The organism is Rhodococcus sp. RCBS9, from assembly GCF_029457415.1.
Lineage (GTDB): Bacteria > Actinomycetota > Actinomycetes > Mycobacteriales > Mycobacteriaceae > Rhodococcus_F > Rhodococcus_F qingshengii.
Window position 1 is genome coordinate 2,882,502 of record NZ_CP120422.1, and the last position, 20,898, is coordinate 2,903,399.

The following is a 20,898-nucleotide window of genomic DNA, read 5'->3' on the forward strand; positions in this document are numbered from 1 at the left end:
ATGACCACCATCACCAAACCCTGGGACGACGTCGCGGACAAGAACGTCGTGCTCAGATTCATCGACACCAATCTCAAAGGCTCCGGGCAGGTGATGTTCCAGGGCAATGCGCTGACGGGCCTGCTGTTTCTGGTCGGTATCTTCTGGGGAGCGATAGCCGCGGACACGATCACCGTCGCAATTGGTGCCGTGGTGGGTCTGGTGGTATCCACCGTCACCGGCATGATGCTGCACTCCGACGACGATTCGATGCGTATCGGCCTGTACGGATACAACGGAGTTCTTGTGGGAGCTGCCTTTCCGACGTTCCTTGCCGGCGGTGTGATGCTGTGGATCTACCTCGTGGTGGGAGCTGCCGCGTCGACGATCGCGTTCCTGGCCGTTGCCAATGTCTTCAAGACGTGGGGCGTACCGGCGCTGACCTTTCCGTTCAACCTCGTCAACTGGTTCTTCCTCCTCGCGGCGTTCCAGTTCCTGCGGATCGAAACGTCAGACCTCAGCGCGGGCCAGTTTCCCCAGCACATCGGGGACGCGTCAGTTCATGCCGAAATTACTTTCAGCTTCCTGTGGGACACGCTGTTCCGCAACGTCTCCCAGATCTTTCTGATCAACAACACCGTCACCGGCATTATCTTCGTGATCGCGCTGCTGGTCGCGTCGCGTTGGGCGGCGTTGTTCGCGCTCATCGGTTCCGCGATAGCGATGGGTTCGGTACTGGCGCTGGGCGCAAACACCGTCGACATCGGCAATGGTCTCTACGGGCTCAGTTCGGTGCTGACGGCAATTGCTCTCGGATCGGTGTTCTACAACCCGTCGTGGCGTGTGTTCGTCTACACCGTCTTCGGAGTACTGGTGACTGTTGTCATCCACGGCACGCTGGTGTCTGCCTTTGCTCCGATCAGCCTGCCGGCCGGAACGGGCCCGTTCGTCTTCGCGACGTGGCTGTTCCTGCTGCCGAAGAAGAAGTTCGTTCCCATCCAGCACGACACCATCGAGGGTGGAGCGGCCGAGGGCAAGGATTCGATCGCGAAGGCGAACGGATAGGGCTCGAACGGGCAGAAGTTCCTAGATCGTTCCGCTATGGCACCCTCGCGAACCGGTATCACTCGAGTATTGTCTGGCCTTCGGTAGTCGGGCATGGTCGAAGCATGACCGTGCAGGTAGTTGTGATGGGTGTGGCCGGTGCTGGAAAAAGCACCGTGGCAGTGGGTCTCGCCACGTCTCTCGGGGCAGACTTCGTCGACGGTGACGATCTGCACCCCGAGTCCAATGTCGCCAAAATGCGTTCGGGGACACCGTTGACCGACGAAGACCGTGTGCCGTGGCTCGACGCGATCGCGGCCTGGCTTTCCGAGCGTGCCGATGCGGGACGAACAGGCGTCGTTGCCTGTTCGGCTCTGCGAAAGGACTATCGGGGCCGGTTGCGCCCGGACGGTCTCGACGTGCAGTTCGTCCACCTGGCCGGTGATTTCGAGACTATCTCCGCACGTATGCGTTTCCGCGCCGGGCACTTCATGCCGGAGAGTCTGCTCATCTCCCAGTTCGAGGCTCTCGAACCGCTTACAGACGACGAGCGCGGCATCACGCTGAATGTCGTCTCCGAACCGAGCACACTGGTGGGCGAGGCAGTCGACTACATCCATACATCTCAGAGGAGCGTCACAGCGTGAGTAGCACCGCAAGCCCCGGCCCGTTCGACATTTCCGGGAAGGTCGCGCTGGTGACGGGTTCGAGCCGAGGCATCGGCTCGGCCCTCGCGACTGGTCTCGCCGAGGCGGGTGCGGTGGTGGTGCTCAACAGCCGAAATTCCGACGTGCTCGAAGCCGAGCGTCGACGCATCGCCGACGCGACCGGCGCAACGGTGCACGCATACGCGTTCGACGTCACCGATTCGGCCGCCGTCCGGGATGCGGCGACACGCATCGAGGCGGAGGTCGGCCCGGTCGAGATCGTTGTCAACAACACCGGCGTGCAGCACCGCGCCCCGCTTCTCGAGTTCGGCGACGACGACTTCCGGCGTGTCATGGACACCAACCTGACCAGTGCGTTCTACGTCGGACGTGAATTCGCCCGCGGCATGGTCGAGCGCGGACACGGGAAGATCGTCAACATCTGCTCGGTGCAGAGCGAACTCGGCCGAGCGGGAATCGCACCGTACGCAGCCAGCAAGGGCGGGCTCAAGATGCTCACCCGCGGGATGTGCGCCGACTGGGCACCCTTCGGTTTGCAGATCAACGCGATCGCACCGGGATACTTCGACACCGAACTGACCTCTGCGCTGGTCAACGATCCGGAGTTCACCGCGTGGCTCGCCAAGCGGACACCCGCCGGACGTTGGGGCCGTACGGAGGAGCTGATCGGGTCGCTACTGTTCTTGGCCTCCCCGGCTTCGGATTTCGTCAACGGTCAGATCCTCTACGTCGACGGCGGAATGACGGCCGTCGTCTGATTGTCCGCTGTTAGATCGTCCGCTACTCGAACAGAAAGCACCCACATGACAGACGCCAGCGCCCCTCGTATCCACCTCGGTCCCGTCGAGGATCCTCACGTCGCCGACGGAATACGCCGAGCCGGTGGAGTTCTCGTTCCACTGGCAGACGCCGAGGGCGTCGTGTGGGTACACGGGCCGGAGACGTTCCCGTCGTCGCTACCCGATTCGGTTCGCTGGGTGCAGTTGCCGTTCGCCGGCATCGAGCCCTGGTTCGACGCCGGGGTGATCGACGACAAGCGGGTCTGGACGTCTGCTGCCGGAGCGTACGCGGGCAATGTTGCCGAACATACGATGATGCTTCTCCTCGCCGGAGTTCGTTCTCTCCCCGAACAATTGGCGGCGCAGTCGTGGCGCAAGGAAGAGTTCGACCCGCGGGTGGGCACTTTGCAGGGCTCGACAGTGGCGATCATCGGTTGCGGCGGAATCGGCCGTGCGTTGATCCCGTACCTCGCCGCGTCCAAAGTCAAGGTCATCGCGATCACCCGCTCCGGGACCCCTGTCGAGGGTGCTTCCGAAACGCTCTCGGCCGACCGCACCGGCGAAATCTGGTCCAAGGCAGATCACTTCGTGATCGCAGCACCGTCGACATCCGCGACGCGGCATCTGGTCGGCAAGGCCGAACTGGACCAGATGTCGGAGTCGAGCTGGATCGTGAACATCGCGCGTGGCACCCTCGTCGACACGGACGCATTGGTCGACGCACTGGAAGCCGGTTCGATCGGCGGGGCGGCACTGGACGTCACCGATCCCGAGCCGTTGCCGGACGGGCATCGGTTGTGGAAGCTGCCCAACGCGATCATCACTCCACACGTCGCCAACCCGGCTACGACGCTCACCCGCGTCCTGGCAGATCACGTTGCAGCCAACGTCGCCCGATTCGCCGCAGGTGAGGACCTCGCCGCCGTGATCGATCCGTCGGCGGGCTACTGACCGCTCGCGTTGGTTCCCTTCACGTAATCGGCAACGACGGTGCGCAGAACATCGCGCACCGCCTCGGCCGGTTTGGAGAGGGGCTGATTGGCCGGGGTGCCAAGGGAGACATGCACTTCGATGCCCGGCTCGATGCGTCGTAGCTCGAGCGCTTCGACGTCCATGACCCTGCGGGCCACCGACCACGGCAGAACCGTCGCGCCCAATCCGGTGCGTACGGCCTCGGACAGCGTCATCACCGATTCCACTTCGGCCACGACGTTCGGTTGCTGCTCTGCACGGTCGAAAGCCTGCTCCACCACCTTGCGGATGGTGTGCATCCGACCCGGAAGCAATAGTGGCAGTTCGGCGATCTCGGGCAGGGAGATGTCGGATCCCGATTCGCCTGCCAGTCCGGTACCGAACGGGGCAACCACCACCAGCTCCTCGGTGAGCAAGCGTTCGAACGTCACACCCTTGATCGGGCCGGCGTCGTACAACAACGCCAGATCCATGCGACCGGTCATCATCGCTTCGCTGAGCACGCCACCGAAGTTCTCGTTGATGTGCAACAAGATATTCGGGTGCTGCTCGCGCACACGGGCCAAGAGCGGCAAGGCGATTGCCGTCGCGGTGCTGTACGGGGCGAGGCCGACCGAGACGCCACCCGCCAGCGCCCGTCCGACCACGGACACCTCGGCCTGGGCACTCTCCACCTGACGCAGAATCACCTGAGCATGCCGATAGAGTGCGTGCCCCGCATCGGTCGGCTCGACACCCTGTTTGCTGCGGATCAGAAGTTGCTGACCGAACTGCGTTTCCAGCGACGTCATCTGTTGGCTCAGGGCGGGTTGTGCGATGTGCAGGATGTCGGCGGCTCGGGTGATGCTGCCGGCATCGACAATTCGTACGAACGAGTAGAGCCTTCTCGTGTCCATGCTGTGCAAACTACCAGCTCAACGGACATATCGAATTCCGATCACCCCAACGCGAAACGGTATTAACAACCCTTTGGCGTTCCTGAGTAGCGTCCCAGAAACACCGAAGTCGACACACAGAACTTCGACAGTCGGACCAACCACGGGCAACGGCGCCCGTACGAACAAGTAAACGAACCGGAAGGACCGAAATGGCAACCAGCATCGATCTTGTCGCCGATCTCGGCGAAGGTTTCGGCACGTGGACCATGGGCGCCGACGATGCTCTGCTCGACACGCTGACTTCGGCCAACATCGCTTGCGGATTCCATGCAGGCGATCCACGAACCATGGATGCGACCGTGCGGGGGTGCGTATCGCGCGGTATCGGCATCGGCGCGCATCCGAGTTTTCCGGACCTCGCCGGATTCGGACGTCGCGCGATGGATCTCAGTGAGAACGAGGTCCGAACCGACGTGCTGTTCCAACTCGGCGCCCTTCACGCCTTTGCGGTCGCGAGCGGAACGTCGTTGTCGCACATCGCTCCCCACGGCAAGCTCGGGAATCTTGTTGCCGTACGCCAGGATTACGCGCGCGCCGTCGTCGATGCGGTCGCGGCCTTCGATCCGTCGTTGATCGTGCTCGCCCAGGACGGGGCGTTGGCCGACGAGGCGACTGCCCGCGGATTGAGCGTCGGCATCGTCGGAATCGCGGATCGCGCATACAACTCCGACGGAACTCTCGTGCCCCGCAGCGAGCCGGGAGCGGTGATTCACGACGTCGACGTTCTGGTCGAGCGGACCGTTCGGATGGTGGTCGAGGAAGTCGTCGAAGCTGTGGACGGCACGTTGATCCCGGTTGTCGCCGATACGGTCCTCGTGCACGGTGACAACCCCGGTGCCGTCGCGAACGCGAAGGCGATTCGCGCCGCGCTCGAGGCCGCCGGTGTCACCATTGCGCCGCTGACCCGGGTCGTGGCGTCACGGCGGGCCCGTGATGTCGGGTGTTCCGCGTGAAGACCTACGTCGCCGACTGCGGTGACGCCGCCGTTCGCGTCAGTGTCAGCGGCGGGACCGCCGAGCAGAACTGGAACACCGTTCGATCGATCGCTGCACGTTTCGATCTCGGTGCCGACGGCATCGTCAGCGTCATCCCGACATACGACGCCCTGCTGGTCGAGTTCGACAACCTCCTCACCGACCACGACGCCGTCCGCGGCCTGGTTCGCGAAGCAACGACTATCCCCCGACCGCTGGAAGGTGAACCTAGGACGTTCGAGATCCCCGTCGTCTACGGGGGCGAACACGGCCCGGACCTGGGTGATACAGCGCGGTTTCTCGGCGTCACCGAAGCCGAAGTGGTGCGCCTTCACTCCGCAGCCCCGTTGGTCATGCGTTGCTACGGCTCACCCGGCGGCGCCCCGATGCTCGACGGCCCGGCGTTCGGCCTTCCCATCCCGCGCCGATCGAGCCCGCGACCGCACGTCGCGGCCGGTTCCGTTGCGGTGGCCGGACGTCAGGCAGTCGTTTCGGCCAGGCCTGCGCCCGGCGGTTGGGCAGTGATCGGCCGGACCCCGCTCATCTTGGTCGATCCGGCGTCGGAGCAGATTTCTGCCTACCGCCCGGGCGATCTGTTCGTCTTCCGTGCGATCGACGCCGATCGCTGGGACGACTTCGACGGACGCTCGCTCCTGCCCGTATGGGGTGATCCCCATGGCTGAGACCGTCACCGTCCTGACTCCCGGAATCAGCTCCGTCCAGGATTTGGGGCGTGGATCGGCGTCACAGTTCGGTCAGGCGACGGGCGGCGCAGCCGACCAGATCAGCGCGGAGATCGCCAACGCGTTGGTGGGTAGTAGGCGCGAGGCCCCGCTACTGGAGTTGACGGCCCTCGACTTTTCAGCGTCGGCGTCCACGGATCTGCTGATCGCCGTCACGGGTGCACCCGCAACGGTGACGGTGGACGGACATCGGCAACCGCAGTGGGAACCGATCGTCTGGCGAGCCGGTCAGCGGCTTGCCGTCACCGGAATCCACGACGGATTGCGCGTCTACGTCGCCGTCCACGGAGAGCTGACGGCCGACTACCTCCTGGGCAGCTGCGCTCCCGACCAGGTCCTCGGATTCGGCCGTCACTTGACCGCGGGGGAGACGCTGGTCGTCGACACCGACTGCCCGCCGATCGACCACCCGGTCTTCCGGCTACCGCTGTTCCGGTTGTTGCCCGACCGACCGTCCTTCGGCAACGTGTGGACGCTCGACGTGACCGACGGCCCCGACATCGACGACTTCGGGGAGAGTGCAGCCGCGCTGTTCGGCACCGAATTCGTGGTGGGCGATCAGAGCAATCACATCGGGCTTCGGCTGGCATCTACCGATGAGCAGCCGCTCCCACAGCGCACCGGCACCGGCGAGGTCCTCTCGCGCGGCGTCCCCATCGGCGCCGTCGAAGTACCCGCTGGCAACGAACTTCTGGTCCTGCATCGAGGTAGAGGCGTCACCGCCGGTTATCCGGTGCTGGCAGTCGTCACCACCGTTTCACTCTCACAGCTGGGACAGGCCCGACCCGGGCACCGCGTCCGATTCCGGAACTGCAGCGTCGCAACGGCGGTTGCAGAGCACCGCGAACAGCAGCACCGCATCGCCTTGCTGAGGCGGCGTGTGGAGAACGTATTCACCACCCTCCGGATACCTCTTCACACCTCGGAAGCCCGAGTACCGAGCCACGTCGGCACCACACGCCCCGCGAGCGCTCCGCGCCGCGCGTCTATTTTGGAGACAGCATGACCAACACCATCGAAGCGGTAGACGGCCAGGTAGCCGACCCGCGCAAGGTCCGGAAAGTCGTCGCAGCGGGCTGCGTCGGCATCTTCGTCGAGCTCTACGACAACGGTGTCTTCGCGTTCATGGCGACGGCACTGGCCATCGTGTTCTTCGACGTATCGAAGTCGAGCGACGCGCTGATGCTGGTGTTCGCCGGCTACGCGGTCTCGTTCTTCGTTCGACCCCTCGGCGCGGTGGTCTGCGGCATCCTCGGCGACCGGATCGGTCGACAGAAGATGTTGGTGTTCGTCATCATGCTGATCAGCGTGGCGACCGCCGGTATCGGCTTGCTGCCCACCTACGCGGCCATCGGTATCGCGGCACCGGCACTGCTGATCTTTCTGCGGATCGTGCAGGGATTCTCCGTCGGTGGTGAAGCTGCCGGCGCCATGACGTTCCTCGCCGAACACGCCCCGGAAGGCAAGCGCGGCTTGATCACGAGCTACGCGCAGATCGCGTCGTTCCTCGCACTGCTGACCGGAACGATGATCGCGTTTGCCATGTCGCCGTGGCTCAACGCCGACGCGATCAACGGCGGCGGACTCGCATCGTGGGCGTGGCGCATCCCGTTCCTCATGGCCATTCCGATGGGAATCATCGGCTGGTACATCCGCCGCGCGATCTCCGATACCCCGAACTTCGAGCGGCTCAAGGAATCCGGCGGTTTGTCGCGCAATCCGCTCAAGGAAGCATTCTCCACTCCCGAGCACCGTCGCGCCATGATCCTCGCCCTGTTCATTCCCCTGATGAATGGTTCCGGCTACTACGTTCTGTTCTCGTACATGCCCACGTTCCTCAAAGGCGATCAGATCGGATTCTCGACCGGGACAGCGCTTCTCGTCACCGCCTCCAGCCTGGTCGCGATCTGCTTCGCGATTCCGTTCATGGGTGCTCTCTCCGACCGGATCGGTCGCAAGAAGGTCATCGCCGGTGCAGCTGCGGCAATGGCGATCGGAGCGATCCCCTGCTATGCCATGATCGTGACCGGCAACGTCGGCCTCGCCGTTCTCGGTGCCTGCATCATGGCAGTGATCTTCGCCGGGCACACAGCCGTCATCCACATCCTGATCGTCGAACTGTTCCCCACGCGGGTTCGCTACTCCGCCTACGGTTTGGGTTACAACATCTCGTCCGCACTCTTCGGTGGTACCGCACCGTTGTTGATGACCTGGTTGATCCCCGAATTCGGTATCTACGTTCCCGCCTTCTACGCGGTCATCACTGCAATCGGCACGCTGATCGCGGTCAGCACCATCACCGATCGCGCCCACGTTCCGCTACGCGACACTCTGTGACTTCTCGCGTGAGTCACTCCTGATCCGGCCCGGTGGCCGCCTGCAGTCCGCGGCGGCCGCCGGGTCATACCAATTTCTTCCTGTAGGAGCACACAATGCCTTTCTCCGATTACCGCACAGCTCTCGTCACCGGCGCCAACACCGGAATGGGTGCCGCCGTCACCGAGATGTTCACCAAGCGCGGACTGACGGTCTACGGCGTCGCCCGCAATGCCGACAAGCTCGGTGAGGTTGCCGATCGCACCGGAATGATCCCTCTGCCCGTGGACATCACCGACACCGCCGCGCTCGCCGAAGCTGTCGGCGGACTGGAGATCGACATCCTCGTCAACAACGCGGGGGTGTCCGCAACCGGAAACATTCTCGACGCCGAAGAAGCATCGGTCGACGCGATGGTGGACGTGAATCTTCGTGCGGTGCTGCACCTGTGCCGCATTCTGCTGCCGGGAATGGTGGAGCGCGATCTAGGTCATGTCGTCAACATCAGCTCCATCGCCGGCCTGTACAACTTCTACGGCCACACTGCCTACCACGCGACCAAGGCTGCGGTGCACCAGATTTCGCGCCAGCTGCGAAACGACTGCATCGGCAAGCGGATTCGAGTGACCGAGATCTGCCCTGGCCGGGTCGAGACCGAGATCTTCGGTCGCAACCTCGGCGGCACGCCCGAAGCCATGAAGGAAGCGTGGGAGACCTTCTACGAAGGCTACGAATCCATCACTACCAAGGACATCGCGGATACCATCGAGTTCGCGATCGACGCCCCTGGCCACGTCAATCTTGGTCTCATCGAGGTGCTCCCCACCTTCCAGGTGCCCGGTGGCCTCGACTTCATCCGTCGCAACGACTGAGAGAGCGCATCATGAGTTTTGTACTACCGGAAACGACGCTCGGAGTGGTGGCCCATGCGGCAGGTGACCTGCGGGTCGAGCATGTTGCGTTGACTGCGCCGACCGCCGAGCAGGCAGTGATCGAGATCGCTTACGGCGGTGTGTGTGGATCAGATCTGCACTACTGGACGCACGGCGCGGCGGGGGAGTCGATTCTGAAGGCACCGATGCTGCTCGGTCACGAGGTGGTCGGCACGGTCGTGACGGCCGCGGCGGACGGAACGGGGCCGGCAGTTGGAACTTCCGTGGCCGTACACCCCGCAACGCCCGGTGGGACCGCGCCTCGGTTCCCGAGCGATCGGCCCAACCTCTCGCCCTGCTGCACATACCTGGGAAGTGCAGCGCAGTACCCACACACCGAGGGCGCCTTCGTGAAATACGCAGTGCTCCCGACGCGCATGCTCCGGGAACTGCCCGAGGGGTTGGACCTGCGGACTGCGTCGGTAGCCGAACCGGCAAGCGTTGCCTGGCACGCTGTTTCGCGAGCGGGAGACGTACGCGGTAAGAAGGCGCTGGTCGTCGGCTGCGGACCCATCGGCGCACTGGTCGTGGCTGTGCTCAGACGAGCAGGCGCGCAGTCGATCACCGCGGTCGACGTGCACGACGTTCCGCTGCAGATCGCGTCGACGCTCGGTGCGGATCGGGTTCTCGAGGCCACCGACGCCCAGGCAGTCGCCGCATCCGATGCCGACGTGGTCGTCGAGTGCACCGGCAATCATCGCGGGCTCGAATCCGCTATTCGCGGGGCGACGCGCGGTGGACGGGTGGTCATGCTCGGGCTTCTTCCGTCCGGACCTCAACCGGTACACATTTCGCTGGCGATCACGCGAGAGTTGGAGTTGGTGGGCTCATTCCGCTTCAACGACGAAATCGACGAGGTGCTGCTCGCCCTCGCCGACGGTTCGCTTGCTGTCGATGCTGTTCTCACACACGAATATCCGGTCGAGGAAGCTCTGGAAGCCTTCGCAGTCGCCAAGGATGCTTCGGTGTCGGGGAAGGTGCTGTTGCGGTTCTGAGTCCTTCGACCCTGTGCGCCTTTATTAACCGCGGGCGGTTAATAAAGGCGCACAGCAGGTTATTCGACCACCAGGCCCTTGGCTTCCAGCAGAGCAGTCAGATTGCTCACCTCGAGTGGGGTCTCTCCCCGCTTGTAACGCTCGATGTACCCGGCTTCGGCTTCGTCACGGGCACGCGAGAGTTCGATTGCCTCGGCAACCTCCTCGCGGCGGACCACGACAACGCCGTCGCAGTCACCCTTGACGACGTCACCGGGATAAATGACCTGTTCTCCGAAGACCAGGGGATGGTTGATCGGGCCGAGAGATTCCTTGACGGTTCCCTCGATGTACACGTGCTTGGAGAAGACGGGGAATCCGAGTTCGCGGATCTCCCGGGTATCGCGCACTCCGCCGTCGGTGACCAGTGCGGTAATGCCGCGCGCAACACAGGCATTGGCCAGAACATCGCCGAACTGGCCGGCGGCTTGATCACCTGAAGAGACGATCAGGACGTCACCCGGCTGTGCGTAGCTGATCGCAACCTGCAGCATGAGGTTGTCGCGGGGATGGCACTTGACTGTGAAAGCGGAGCCGCAGAACTTCATGTCGCGGTCGATCGGCTTGATCGCCGGATGCAGCGAGCCCTTACGTCCCTGTGCCTCGTGAATCGTGGCCGCGGAGAACGTCCCCAGTTCGGCAATCAGGTCCTTGTCCGCGCGATCAATTTTCGTCTTGACGTGAATCATCTTGTACTCCAGAAAGTATGAAAGATCAGGAAAGGCGTTCGACTGCCGCGGCGATCTGTGCCGCGGCCTTTTCGAGGACAGCCTCGGAGGTGGCGAAGGAGATACGGAAGTACGGCGATGCGCCGTAAGCCGAACCCTGAATGGTGGCAACCGACGCCTCGTCGAGGAGATAGAGGACGAGATCCTGGTCGGACTCGATCACGGTGCCATCCGGGGTCTGCTTGCCGATCAAGCCGGCACAGTTGACGAACAGGTAGAACGCACCCTGCGGCACGACGGGCTCGAGCCCGGGGACAACACTGAGGAGGTGAGCCGAGAGGTCGCGTCGTCGTCGGTAACTTCGTACGGATTCGGTGAGGAAACTCTGGTCGCCGGTGAGGGCTTCCACGGCTGCGGCCTGGCTGATCGAGGACGGGCAGGAAGAACTCTGACCCTGCAGTTTGTTGACGGCGCCGATCAATCCGGAATTTCCGAGTCCGTATCCGAGTCGCCACCCGGTCATGGCATGAGACTTGGAGACTCCGTTGGTGACCAGTACCTGATCACGGAGGTGCGGAGCGACCTGCAGCAGACTCGGGATCGGAGCGTCGCCGAAGTTGATCTCGTCGTAGATCTCGTCGACCAACACACTGACATGGGGATTGGCCTCGATCACTTCGGCGAGGGCCTGCAGCTGCTCGCGGGTGTACACAGATCCGGTGGGGTTGCCCGGGGCATTGAGGATGACCCACTTGGTGTTCGAAGTGATTGCAGCGGATAGTGCTTCGGCTGTGAGAAGAAAGTTGTCGGACTCCTCGCACTGAACGATCACCGGAGTTCCGTCGTGAGCGAGGACCATATCCGGGTACGAAACCCAGTAAGGGGCGGGAACGATAACCTCGACGCCGGCTTCGACCGTCGCCATGAGAGCGAGGAAGATGACCTGTTTCGCGCCGCCGCCGACGGTGATCTGGTTGTCCGCGTACTGGATTCCGGTTCGCGAAGCCGCGCGTGCTGCGATTGCCTCGCGTAGAGCCGGGATGCCGTTGACTGCGGTGTACTTGGTCTGACCCGTGTTGATCGCAGTGATCGCCGCAGACTTGATGTTGTCGGGTGTGTCGAAATCGGGCTCCCCGACGGTCAGGTCGAGTATTTCACGGCCCTGGGCCTTCAGCTCGCGCACTCGTTGTGCGGCAGCCACACTCGGCGACTCCCTGATTCTGTCGACGCGCGCAGCCGGAACGAAAGTCGCCATGATGGTCTGCTCCTGGGTCCGGGGTGAGCGTGGATTCCCGTCGTCGACGAGCCACAGTTCTCACTCGGTGATCCGTTCGACCATAGGGTCCTACCAGGGCATCTGACCAAGACCGAACCGTTGTGGCCCGATAAGCAAACGTGATGGAGCGGCGACGGAATCAGACCGACAGAACGCGCAGATCCTCGAGACCGTCCACGACGGGAACGCGCCACGACGCAAGCTCTTCCGGTCCCTGCTCGTCCCACAGCTCGAACAGTTCCGAATCGGTCGATGCGATGGTGCGCTCCACCATTTCGATCAGCCAGGTGAGCCGTTCACTGGTCAGAGCCGCGGTGAAGGAGTCGAGATCGAGGTCCTGGGCGGCGGGGTCGCGTTTGCGATCGGCGCGCACGATCAACACCAATTCGAGCAAGGCGACGGCGATTTGGCCGCCGTCCACCTCGAGGTAGTCGTCCTCGAATGCCCACTCCACCGATTCGAAGGTGAAGTCACCGTGTCCGATGGACGCGATCAAATCCCCTGCACCGTCGTTATCGAACGGTCCCGATCCCCACGCGCCCACTGTCTACTCTTTTCCGATTGCCGTCTCAGCGCGCTTCGAGCGCGATCTTCGCTCCGAATCCTAGAAGAACTGTTCCGGTTATGCGCTCGAGTGCCTGTCGCACTCGGGGCTTCTCGAAGGTGCTACGCGCTCGCGAGAGAAGGACCACGTAGCCACTGAGCCACACGATGGTGATGGCTGCGTGGATGAGCACCAGCAATGCAAGCGACGGTCCCGTCGGCCACCCGGCCGGAACCAACTGCGGCAACAGTCCGGTGTAGAAGACGGCGATCTTGGGGTTGAGCAGGTTGGTGGTGAAGCCCGTCTTCCATGTCCCGGCCTTCTGCGATCGTGGAGCGTCGGCATTGTGTTGCATCCGCGACGTCCGGCTCTCCCACAGTGCTCGCACACCGAGATAGATCAGGTAAGCCGCGCCGGCGAGCTTGACGACGGTGTACGCCTCCGCCGACGCGGCCAGGATCGCCGACAGCCCGAGGACGGTCAACAGACCCCACACCAGAAGGCCCGAGACGATGCCGGCAGCTACCCGGAAACCGGCGGATCTGCCCGCGCCGAGAGCAGCCTGCGTCACGACGGCCATGTCGGGCCCGGGGACCAGAGTCAGTAGGGCGAGCACAGCTGTGGCGGCGAGCAGAGCGGTCAGCATGCAACAAGTATGAAGTCGGGGTGGGGAGCATTGTCGGCCGGTGGTGTCGGGCCTGTGAACAAAGAGTGGCGCGGCGGTGTGAACTGCATGGACACGCCCGGAAACCGGCGTCTCGCGAGCCCTGTTCGACAAAGTTATGCACACTGTGGGGAAACGAATCGTTGCAGGTAGGAGGAATAACTCTGTTGTAATTCATCCTTTTGTCCACAGGTTATGCACAACTGGGAAGTGGATGTGAATGAAGTTATCCACACCTGTGTGTGCATCGGTGGAGAACTGTCCAACTCCATTGGATACCCGCGAGTAATAAATCCCAACCAGTGGGTTGACCCCGGGACGTTCGTCCTGTCCAATCGAGGGTCAGCGGTAGTCGTGCGATGCTCAGGGGGCGCTTGACGGATGCGGAGATTTGGGTTTGTCGGGATTGTGTTGGTCGTGCTCGCGCTTGTCATGGGCGGAGTGGCGTATGCCGAACCGGCACCTGAAAACCCACCAGGAGATTCGGCCGGTCAGGCCGGGGCTCACATCAATCGCATAGAGCAGTTGTCGCCCACACGCAGTGCCGTGTTCGTCGAGTCGCCGGCCATGCGACGCGAGGTACAAGTGCAGGTTCTGCATCCAGCGTCGAGCGCCGGTTCACGTCCGTCGTTCTACCTGCTCGACGGCGTCAGTGCCGGTTCGGAATCCGGATACTCCGAGAGCACCTGGACCCAGAAGACCGACATCGAAAGGTTTTTTGCCGACAAGAACGTCAACGTCGTTCTCCCCGTGGGCGGCACCGGCAGTTTCTACACCAACTGGAAGAACGACGATCCGAACCTCGGTGTGAACAAGTGGGAATCGTTTCTCGCAGAAGAACTTCCGACGTTGATCGATTCTGCGTTTTCCGGAAATGGGACGAACGTGGTCGGCGGGGTGTCCATGGGTGCGCTCGGCGCGGCCAACCTCATCACACATCACCCGAAGCTCTACACCGGATTGGCCTCGTACAGTGGCTGTCTCGATAACTCCGAATCGTCCTCGCAGGATTCCGTGCGGCTCACCGTGGCCAGCAAGGCGGGCGACGCCACCAACATGTGGGGCCCGGCGTCGGACCCCGACTGGCAAAAGCACGACCCGTCCACCAACGCGGAAACGCTGCGTGGGAAGACGATCTACGTGTCCTCCGGTACAGGTGCGCCCGGAGAATACGACAACGTCTTCACCCCGAGTGGACTGCAGACTGCCATCGAAGGCGGACCGCTCGAGGCGCTCGCTAATACGTGCACACAACTGTTCGAAGCGAGGTTGGGGGAGTTGTCGATTCCCGCAGTGTTCGCGTATCGGGACGACGGCACCCATTCGTGGCCGTACTGGCAAGACGCGCTTCACGATTCCTGGCCGACGGTGAAGACGGCGCTGGGAATGTGAGCTGAGAACTACTCGGCCAGTGCCAGTTCGAGCAATTGGAGGGCGCCGTCACGGGTCTGCGCAGCCGCGATGAACCCGGCCTTGTGGCAGAAGACCGAACTGTCGACGCCCGTCTGGGCGGCAAGATCCGAGCCGTTCAGGCCGCGCCACGGCTCCGGCAACAGCTTTCGTGAACCGAACTTGGAGTCAGCAGGCTTGACCGTCTGAATCGACCAGCCGCCGTTGGTGTTCGGGAAGATGGTGAACAGCAGCTCTGGCTGGGCCGACGCGGCGCGGCCGTGGGGAACGAAGCGTTCCAGCACGACGAAGCGCGGATCCGTTGCTTTTTCGTAGGTCTCGGTGAACTCGCGCTCGGCCGCCGCGTCGCCGGCATACTTGGCGCGCAGGCGAATCAAGACCTGGGTTGCGAGAACGACGGCCAGCTCGAACTGGGTGTCGAACTCCTCGTCGGTGGACGAGATCGGATTGAAAAGGTCCAGCACGGACGACAGATCAAAAGGCTTGGTGCCGTAGTCGTTGAGGGTGTAGATCTCTTGGCCGTTGTCGACGGCGTCGATGCCCTCGACCAGTCGGCTGTCGATACGGCGGAACACGGAGGCGTCGCCTTCACAGAACTGCAGGCCGTATTCCTGCCAGAGCAGACCGAAGGCGGAGTACAGGATGCCGTTGCTGCGCTCGCCGGCATCACGCTGGTGATGGTCGAAGCGCCCCTCGGCCGGGTTGTAGCGACCGCCGACGTCGAGCACGATGTCCGCGCTGCCCAGGACGGACTCGTCACGGCTGCGAACGACGGTGGCGTCGGGGTACAGCTGCTTGAGCAGCGATACGCCGAAGACGTCGTCTGCATGGAACTTGCCGTTATGGGTCGCGATGATCACCCGTCGAGACTAGGCAATCGAGCGCGGGGATGCCTAGTCAGCCGATGGTGCGGATGCGGTCGGTGGCAGGTGGCGAGACCGGCGACCCGGCTGCGAACAGGGCGGTCAAGGCGTCGAGGTCGTTGCCAGCACCGGTCATCTGGGTGGAGTTCTTCAGTGCGGTGAAGCCGTCCCCGCCCTCGGCGAGGAACTTGTTCACCACGACGCTGTAGACGGCGTCGGGCGCGATGTCCTGCCCGTTCAGACGCATTTCCGAGATTCGCGAGCCCGGCGCTGCTCGCCGGTCCATGGCGTAGGTGAAGCCCGCGGACGGGGAGAGGATGCGCTCGGTAGCGGTGCCGTCGAGGTCGATCTGGAATTGCTGTTCGAGAGCGTCCTTCAACACCGCTCCTGTGACGGAGAGCACCTCGAGGCTGTTACCGAATGGCTGAACACCGTAGGCCTGGCGGTAGGTGACCTGGCCGGAAGTGCCGAAGTCCAAGTCCTCGCGCATGCCGCCGGGGTTCGTCAACGCTAGTTGGGCGCCTCGTGTCGATCCGGCGGCGAGTTGAGCGTCGGCGACCAGGTTGCCGAGTGTCGATTCGCCGCTGGGGACGCGGTCGCGTGTCAGATCGGCGGTAATGGTCCCCACCGGCCGCTGAGCGCTGTCCGACGCCTCCGACCAGGCCCGGTCGGCGAGAGCCTGAATATCGGGATCCGGCGAAATATCGTGTGTCACTATCTGATTGAACGCGGACGTCTGATCGCGAACGACCTCGCGTGTGTTGCGGTCGATGGTGACGTCTGCGACGGACACGATCCGGCCGTGCGAAGCGCCCTGCATCACGACTCTGGGATTGCCTGCGGGATCAGGGAATTCGCAGTTGTACTGCTGGTGGCTGTCGGCGGTGAAGATGACGTCCACCTTCGGTGAGGCGCGGAGGGCGATGTCGCGGGCCGGGCCGGACTCGACGTTGCAGTCGTTGGGCCCACCTTCGACGGCCGGTTCGTCCCCACGGTGCAGGAGGACGGTGATGGCTTTGACGCCGAAGAAGTCGAGGACGTCGGCGGTGCGGTTGATCGCTTCGACCTCGTCGCCGAACTGCAGATCGGCGATCCCGCCCGGTGTCACGATCTGCGACGTGTTGGCGGGGGAAATCGCTATGACTCCGAGCGGAATGCCGTCGACCATGTTCACGGTGAAGGGCAGCGTGGCCGGGGTGCCGTTGGTGTACGTCATGTTCGCGGCCATCAGCGGGAAGTTGGCGCCGCCGAAGGACGGACTGAACGTGCACGCATCGACGGCGGAGCAACCGCCGGACTGCATGCGTCGGAACTCGGCGAGCCCTTTGTCCAGTTCGTGGTTGCCGATCGCGGAAGCGTCGATCTTCATCCGGTTCAGGAGTTCGACCGTCGGTTCGTCGTTGAACATCGCCGACTCGAGCGCCGACGATCCCCAGTTGTCACCGACCGAATACAGCAGCGAGTTGGTGGCCTGGCTGCGAAGTTGCGTCACGTAGGCCGCGAGATACGCCGCGCCACCTGCGGGAGTGAGCGAGCCGTCGGCCTGCCTGATCTCGCTGCGAACACCTTCCGGCGGGCGGAGACTGCCGTGCAGATCGTTGAACGCCAACAGACGTACCGACACCGTGTCCTGGGACTCTGCGTTGGCGACGCCACTCAGGGAGGTCGCGGTGGTGGCGAGAAGGGTCGTTGCGAGCACGGCACACGTTCGTGTCATGCGTCGCGTCATGCGTCGTGCTCCCTCACTCGGACCGGCCTCGAACCTCCCTGAGTGTGCCCGTCTGCCGAAACGAATTCCAGTCCTCGGCGTAACAGTTATGTATCGAGTGTCACGCGGTGACGCCGATGCCCGCGGCCTGCTTCGCGACGTCGGTGTTCGCGAAAGCGAGGAATGCGTCGTTCTCGTGTGGATCGCCGATGGTCATCCGGACGCCCTCGACGCCGTACTGGCGGATCAGAATGCCCGCTTCGGTACTCGCCTCGGCAAAAGCGGGAGAGAGTTCTCCGAGGGGGAGATAGACGAAGTTCGCCGACGACTCGGGGACGGTGTACCCGGCTTCGATCAGAGCGGTTCGAACTCGCGTCCGCTCGGCGATGACACCTTCGGTGCGGGCAAGCAGTTCGTCTGCTGCAGCCAGGGAAGCGATTGCGGCGGCCTGCGCAACAGCGCTCACGGTGAACGGGGTGTGCACCTTGCCGAGGGCCACGATGATCTCCGGATCCGCGACCGCGTAACCCACGCGGATTCCCGCGAGGCCGTACGCCTTCGAGAAGGTGCGCAGAACAACCACGTTGGGGCGGCTGCGGAACAGCTCGATGCCGTCGGCGTCCGAGCGTGAGTATTCGAAGTACGCCTCGTCGAGTGCGACGACGACGTGCGCCGGGACCGCGTCGAGAAAGCTCTCGAGCTCTGCCTTCGACAGTGCATTGCCGGTCGGGTTGTTGGGGTTGCATACGAAGATCAACCGCGTGCGATCCGTGATCGCGGCCAGCATCGCGTCGAGGTCGTGGCCGAAGTCCTCGGTCAGCGGAACCTTGACCGAGACGGCATGGCCGACCTGGGTGACCACGGGGTACGCCTCGAACGAACGCCACGCGTAGATGACCTCGTCACCCTGATCGCAGGTGATCTGCACGAGTTCCTGGCACAGCGTCACGGAGCCACAACCAGCGGCGACGTTGGCCGGCTCGACTTTCAGGAAGCTGGCCAGCGCCTCGATGAGTGCGACCGCGGCATTGTCCGGGTAGCGGTTGGCATCGGCGACCGCGTCGGCGACGGCGTCACGCACACCGGGCAACGGCCCTACTGTCGTTTCGTTGCTCGCCAGCTTGATCGCACCCGGAAAATTGCGTCCGGGAACGTAGGCGGGGATGGAGGCGAGGTCAGGGCGAATGTGTGCGGTCACGAGTCGATTATGCGCGCACTGATTTGGTGCGTAGCGGCCGTCTGCGTGTCAGAGTTAGAAGATGTCGGAAATCTTCCGAGCCACCGCGTATCTGCGCGGAGCCGAAGGGGAGGTCGCCACGGCTGTTCCGCTGACCGTGGTGGAGCCGGACGGCCCGACGAGGGGCGGGATCGTCGTCCTGCATGAAGCCCGGAAGTTCAGCCCGGCTCTGCTGAATCTGATGTGCGCGCTTGCCGGCGAAGGGTGGGTGAGCGTCGCACCTCACCTGTTTCACCGCGAACCCGAACACATGCAGGGTGAGGTGTTCGGTGACAACCTCTTCGCCGACTTCGACGCGACCCTCGATTGGCTCGTCGGACGCGAAGTTCTCGCAGACACCATCGGGGTGCTCGGATTCGACGACGCCGGTACCGCCGCGATGCTCGTGGCCACCAGCCGTCCCGTCGGCGCCGCGGTGAGCGTCGCCGCCCGGGGAATCGTCGAAGCCTTGTCGGTGGATGCTCAGGCGCTTGTCGACGCGGCCACTTCCCTGCAGGCGCCGTGGCTGGCGCTGTACGGCGAGGACGATCCCAGCACGCCTCGCGAACACGTGACTCTGCTCCGGGAAGCGACCGCGAAGGCCGACGTCGCGACACTGGTGGTCAGCTACGCCGGACTGGCTCACCGGGCGGACGAGCCGCCACAGCTGTCCGAGGACGCTGACCTCGACGACCCTGATTCGGCCTCGATCATCGAAGCTCAGACCCGGATCTTCGACTGGTTCGACAGCCACCTGCGGTAAGTCCACAAAACAGTCCGCTGACCACACGTTTTGCCTTTGGTGGCGAAGGGTGTGTAATCTTTCGATCCGGCGGTCCGAAAGGATCGGAACCCCCAGGGAGGCGTGCCAGAGCGGCCGAATGGGACTCACTGCTAATGAGTTGTCCCTTTTACGAGGGACCGGAGGTTCAAATCCTCTCGCCTCCGCCAAGCCGGTGATTTTGACCGGCGGGTTAGAAATGATAGAAATTACGACGGTAAGACACGCAAGACCAGCAAGACAACAGAACATGCGCCCGTAGCTCAACGGATAGAGCACTTGACTACGGATCAAGAGGTTAGGGGTTCGAATCCCTTCGGGCGCACAAGAAAGAAGGTCACAGACTTCAGGTCTGTGACCTTCTTTTTGTTGTGGTGCATACGCAATTCTTGAATGTGTGTGAGGTCACCTCGGCGATTTCGGGCGGTGATCCTCGCGATCGTGGGAACCGACAACCGATCCCCGCGATCGTGGGAACCGACAACCGATCCCCGCGACCTATGCTTTCTGCGGAGCAGCCACGCGAACCGAGGAGAACCCGTTGGAGACCGTCGACAGTCGGACGCTCCCGGTCTACTCGGCCGGGGCGGTCGAGGTGCCCTTTGTCATTGCGGGCATGGACGAACTTGTCTCCCGCGAGACCCGGTGGGATGCGCACTCGCACCCGACTCACGAATTGTTGTGGAACGAGCGGGGAGCGTCGAGCGCCACGGTGGGATCGCGCACGTGGACCATTACGCCGACCGTAGGTCTGTGGATGCCCGCCGGCGTCCTGCACTCGGCGATCGCGCCGGCCGGCACCTGGTATCGCGCCGCTCAGCTCGACATCGCATCGGTTCCTTCTCTGTCCGACGTGCCGGTGGCGATCGAGGTCACTCCGCTGCTGCGGAACCTCCTCGAGCGACTGGCAGACGAGTCACTCGGAGCTCCTTCGCGCTCGCTCACGGAGCAGATGGTGATCGACGTGCTGGCACCGTCGCCGAACGAGTTGCTGGTGCTGGTGCCGGACTCGCCACTTCTGCAACCCATCGTCGATGCGATCGGTGACGATCCGAGTGACATGCGAACGCTGTCCGACTGGGCAAGGCTCCTCGGTGTCAGCCCGCGAACCATCACCCGGGTATTTCGGTCGGAGACCGGGATGAGTTTCGGGCAGTGGGTCTCGGCTGTGCGCGCCCAACGAGCGGTGACCCTTCTTGCCCACGGCTTGGATCTACAAGAGGTTGCCGAGCGTGTGGGCTACCACTCGACCAGCGCATTCGGGGCGGCATTCCGGCGCACGACAGGCGCTACACCAGGGATGTTCCGGGCTAGCTGATCGGCCATCACACCTTGTCTCGATCGCTACACGGGGTGTCCCAAACACGCGATTGCGCCACATTGCCCTCC

The 20,898-nt window shown here is 63.4% G+C and carries 21 protein-coding genes and 2 tRNA genes; 15 read left to right on the plus strand and 8 right to left on the minus strand.

What is annotated here, in order from left to right; genetic code table 11:
• The 4 genes from yut (at window position 1) to P0M12_RS13610 (ending at window position 3,421) form a co-directional block, all read left to right on the plus strand.
• Window positions 1-1,044, plus strand: a complete 1,044-nt coding sequence (gene yut / locus P0M12_RS13595; protein WP_030535783.1) for an urea transporter — start codon at window positions 1-3, stop codon at window positions 1,042-1,044.
• 104 nt (window positions 1,045-1,148) lie between these two features.
• On the plus strand, window positions 1,149-1,670 hold the full coding sequence (locus P0M12_RS13600) for a gluconokinase (RefSeq protein WP_030535782.1): 522 nt from the start codon (window positions 1,149-1,151) through the stop codon (window positions 1,668-1,670).
• Complete coding sequence (locus P0M12_RS13605; RefSeq protein WP_007731708.1) at window positions 1,667-2,449, plus strand: SDR family oxidoreductase; 783 nt, start codon at window positions 1,667-1,669, stop codon at window positions 2,447-2,449. The genes P0M12_RS13600 and P0M12_RS13605 overlap by 4 nt, the downstream gene beginning before the upstream one ends.
• Window positions 2,450-2,494: 45 nt before the next feature.
• A complete protein-coding gene (locus tag P0M12_RS13610; RefSeq protein WP_007731707.1) occupies window positions 2,495-3,421 on the plus strand; it encodes a D-isomer specific 2-hydroxyacid dehydrogenase family protein in 927 nt (308 codons plus the stop codon).
• Here P0M12_RS13610 and nac read toward each other — a convergent pair.
• Window positions 3,415-4,338, minus strand: a complete 924-nt coding sequence (gene nac, locus P0M12_RS13615; protein WP_030535780.1) for a nitrogen assimilation transcriptional regulator NAC — start codon at window positions 4,336-4,338, stop codon at window positions 3,415-3,417. The genes P0M12_RS13610 and nac overlap by 7 nt on opposite strands.
• 191 nt (window positions 4,339-4,529) lie before the next feature.
• Here nac and P0M12_RS13620 point away from each other — a divergent pair, with 191 nt between their 5' ends.
• From P0M12_RS13620 to P0M12_RS13645, 6 genes are all read left to right on the plus strand, one after another.
• Window positions 4,530-5,333 (plus strand): 5-oxoprolinase subunit PxpA, encoded by an 804-nt coding sequence (locus P0M12_RS13620; RefSeq protein WP_007731705.1) that lies wholly within the window; start codon window positions 4,530-4,532, stop codon window positions 5,331-5,333.
• Window positions 5,330-6,037, plus strand: coding sequence for a carboxyltransferase domain-containing protein (locus P0M12_RS13625; protein ID WP_277377854.1), 708 nt, complete (start codon window positions 5,330-5,332; stop codon window positions 6,035-6,037). The genes P0M12_RS13620 and P0M12_RS13625 overlap by 4 nt, the downstream gene beginning before the upstream one ends.
• The gene (locus tag P0M12_RS13630) at window positions 6,030-7,103 is read left to right on the plus strand and encodes a biotin-dependent carboxyltransferase family protein (protein WP_007731701.1); all 1,074 of its coding nucleotides are present in this window, start codon (window positions 6,030-6,032) and stop codon (window positions 7,101-7,103) included. Before P0M12_RS13625 ends, P0M12_RS13630 begins: the two co-directional genes overlap by 8 nt.
• Complete coding sequence (locus P0M12_RS13635; protein WP_277377855.1) at window positions 7,100-8,434, plus strand: MFS transporter; 1,335 nt, start codon at window positions 7,100-7,102, stop codon at window positions 8,432-8,434. The genes P0M12_RS13630 and P0M12_RS13635 overlap by 4 nt, the downstream gene beginning before the upstream one ends.
• A 95-nt stretch (window positions 8,435-8,529) precedes the next feature.
• Entirely contained in the window at window positions 8,530-9,285 is a 756-nt protein-coding gene (locus P0M12_RS13640; RefSeq protein WP_007731698.1) for an SDR family oxidoreductase, read from the plus strand.
• An 11-nt stretch (window positions 9,286-9,296) separates the two neighbouring features.
• Window positions 9,297-10,340, plus strand: coding sequence for an L-idonate 5-dehydrogenase (locus tag P0M12_RS13645; protein WP_054188639.1), 1,044 nt, complete (start codon window positions 9,297-9,299; stop codon window positions 10,338-10,340).
• A gap of 59 nt (window positions 10,341-10,399) precedes the next feature.
• Here the strand turns inward: P0M12_RS13645 and P0M12_RS13650 are convergent, their stop codons facing one another.
• The 4 genes from P0M12_RS13650 to P0M12_RS13665 form a co-directional block, all read right to left on the minus strand.
• Window positions 10,400-11,068 carry a 4-carboxy-4-hydroxy-2-oxoadipate aldolase/oxaloacetate decarboxylase gene (locus P0M12_RS13650; RefSeq protein WP_007731695.1) on the minus strand — a complete coding sequence of 223 codons (669 nt, stop codon included), beginning with the start codon at window positions 11,066-11,068 and terminating at the stop codon, window positions 10,400-10,402.
• 25 nt (window positions 11,069-11,093) lie between these two features.
• The gene (locus P0M12_RS13655) at window positions 11,094-12,302 is read right to left on the minus strand and encodes an aspartate transaminase (protein WP_007731694.1); all 1,209 of its coding nucleotides are present in this window, start codon (window positions 12,300-12,302) and stop codon (window positions 11,094-11,096) included.
• 160 nt (window positions 12,303-12,462) lie between these two features.
• Window positions 12,463-12,867: a DUF4259 domain-containing protein gene (locus tag P0M12_RS13660; protein ID WP_064113851.1), complete on the minus strand. Its 405-nt coding sequence runs from the start codon at window positions 12,865-12,867 to the stop codon at window positions 12,463-12,465.
• A gap of 25 nt (window positions 12,868-12,892) precedes the next feature.
• The gene (locus tag P0M12_RS13665) at window positions 12,893-13,513 is read right to left on the minus strand and encodes a LysE family translocator (protein WP_007731691.1); all 621 of its coding nucleotides are present in this window, start codon (window positions 13,511-13,513) and stop codon (window positions 12,893-12,895) included.
• Window positions 13,514-13,939: 426 nt separating this feature from the next.
• Between P0M12_RS13665 and P0M12_RS13670 the strand changes: the two genes are divergently transcribed.
• Window positions 13,940-14,923: an alpha/beta hydrolase family protein gene (locus tag P0M12_RS13670; protein WP_156519400.1), complete on the plus strand. Its 984-nt coding sequence runs from the start codon at window positions 13,940-13,942 to the stop codon at window positions 14,921-14,923.
• An 8-nt stretch (window positions 14,924-14,931) separates the two neighbouring features.
• Here P0M12_RS13670 and P0M12_RS13675 read toward each other — a convergent pair whose 3' ends face one another.
• The 3 genes from P0M12_RS13675 to hisC all read right to left on the minus strand — a co-directional run bounded on the left by P0M12_RS13675 (window position 14,932) and on the right by hisC (window position 18,710).
• Window positions 14,932-15,801: an MYG1 family protein gene (locus tag P0M12_RS13675; protein WP_047271521.1), complete on the minus strand. Its 870-nt coding sequence runs from the start codon at window positions 15,799-15,801 to the stop codon at window positions 14,932-14,934.
• 37 nt (window positions 15,802-15,838) lie between these two features.
• Window positions 15,839-17,533 carry a bifunctional UDP-sugar hydrolase/5'-nucleotidase gene (locus P0M12_RS13680; RefSeq protein ID WP_064113794.1) on the minus strand — a complete coding sequence of 565 codons (1,695 nt, stop codon included), beginning with the start codon at window positions 17,531-17,533 and terminating at the stop codon, window positions 15,839-15,841.
• A 100-nt stretch (window positions 17,534-17,633) separates the two neighbouring features.
• Window positions 17,634-18,710 (minus strand): histidinol-phosphate transaminase, encoded by a 1,077-nt coding sequence (hisC, locus tag P0M12_RS13685; RefSeq protein WP_064113793.1) that lies wholly within the window; start codon window positions 18,708-18,710, stop codon window positions 17,634-17,636.
• A gap of 61 nt (window positions 18,711-18,771) precedes the next feature.
• On the opposite strand from hisC, the gene P0M12_RS13690 reads away from it, so the two are divergent.
• From P0M12_RS13690 to P0M12_RS13705, 4 genes are all read left to right on the plus strand, one after another.
• A complete protein-coding gene (locus P0M12_RS13690) occupies window positions 18,772-19,491 on the plus strand; it encodes a dienelactone hydrolase family protein (protein ID WP_003943860.1) in 720 nt (239 codons plus the stop codon).
• 96 nt (window positions 19,492-19,587) lie between these two features.
• Window positions 19,588-19,679, plus strand: a tRNA-Ser gene (locus P0M12_RS13695).
• 82 nt (window positions 19,680-19,761) lie between these two features.
• Window positions 19,762-19,834 (plus strand) — tRNA-Arg (locus P0M12_RS13700).
• A gap of 216 nt (window positions 19,835-20,050) precedes the next feature.
• Window positions 20,051-20,827: an AraC family transcriptional regulator gene (locus P0M12_RS13705; RefSeq protein ID WP_039973248.1), complete on the plus strand. Its 777-nt coding sequence runs from the start codon at window positions 20,051-20,053 to the stop codon at window positions 20,825-20,827.
• Window positions 20,828-20,898 lie beyond the last annotated feature (71 nt).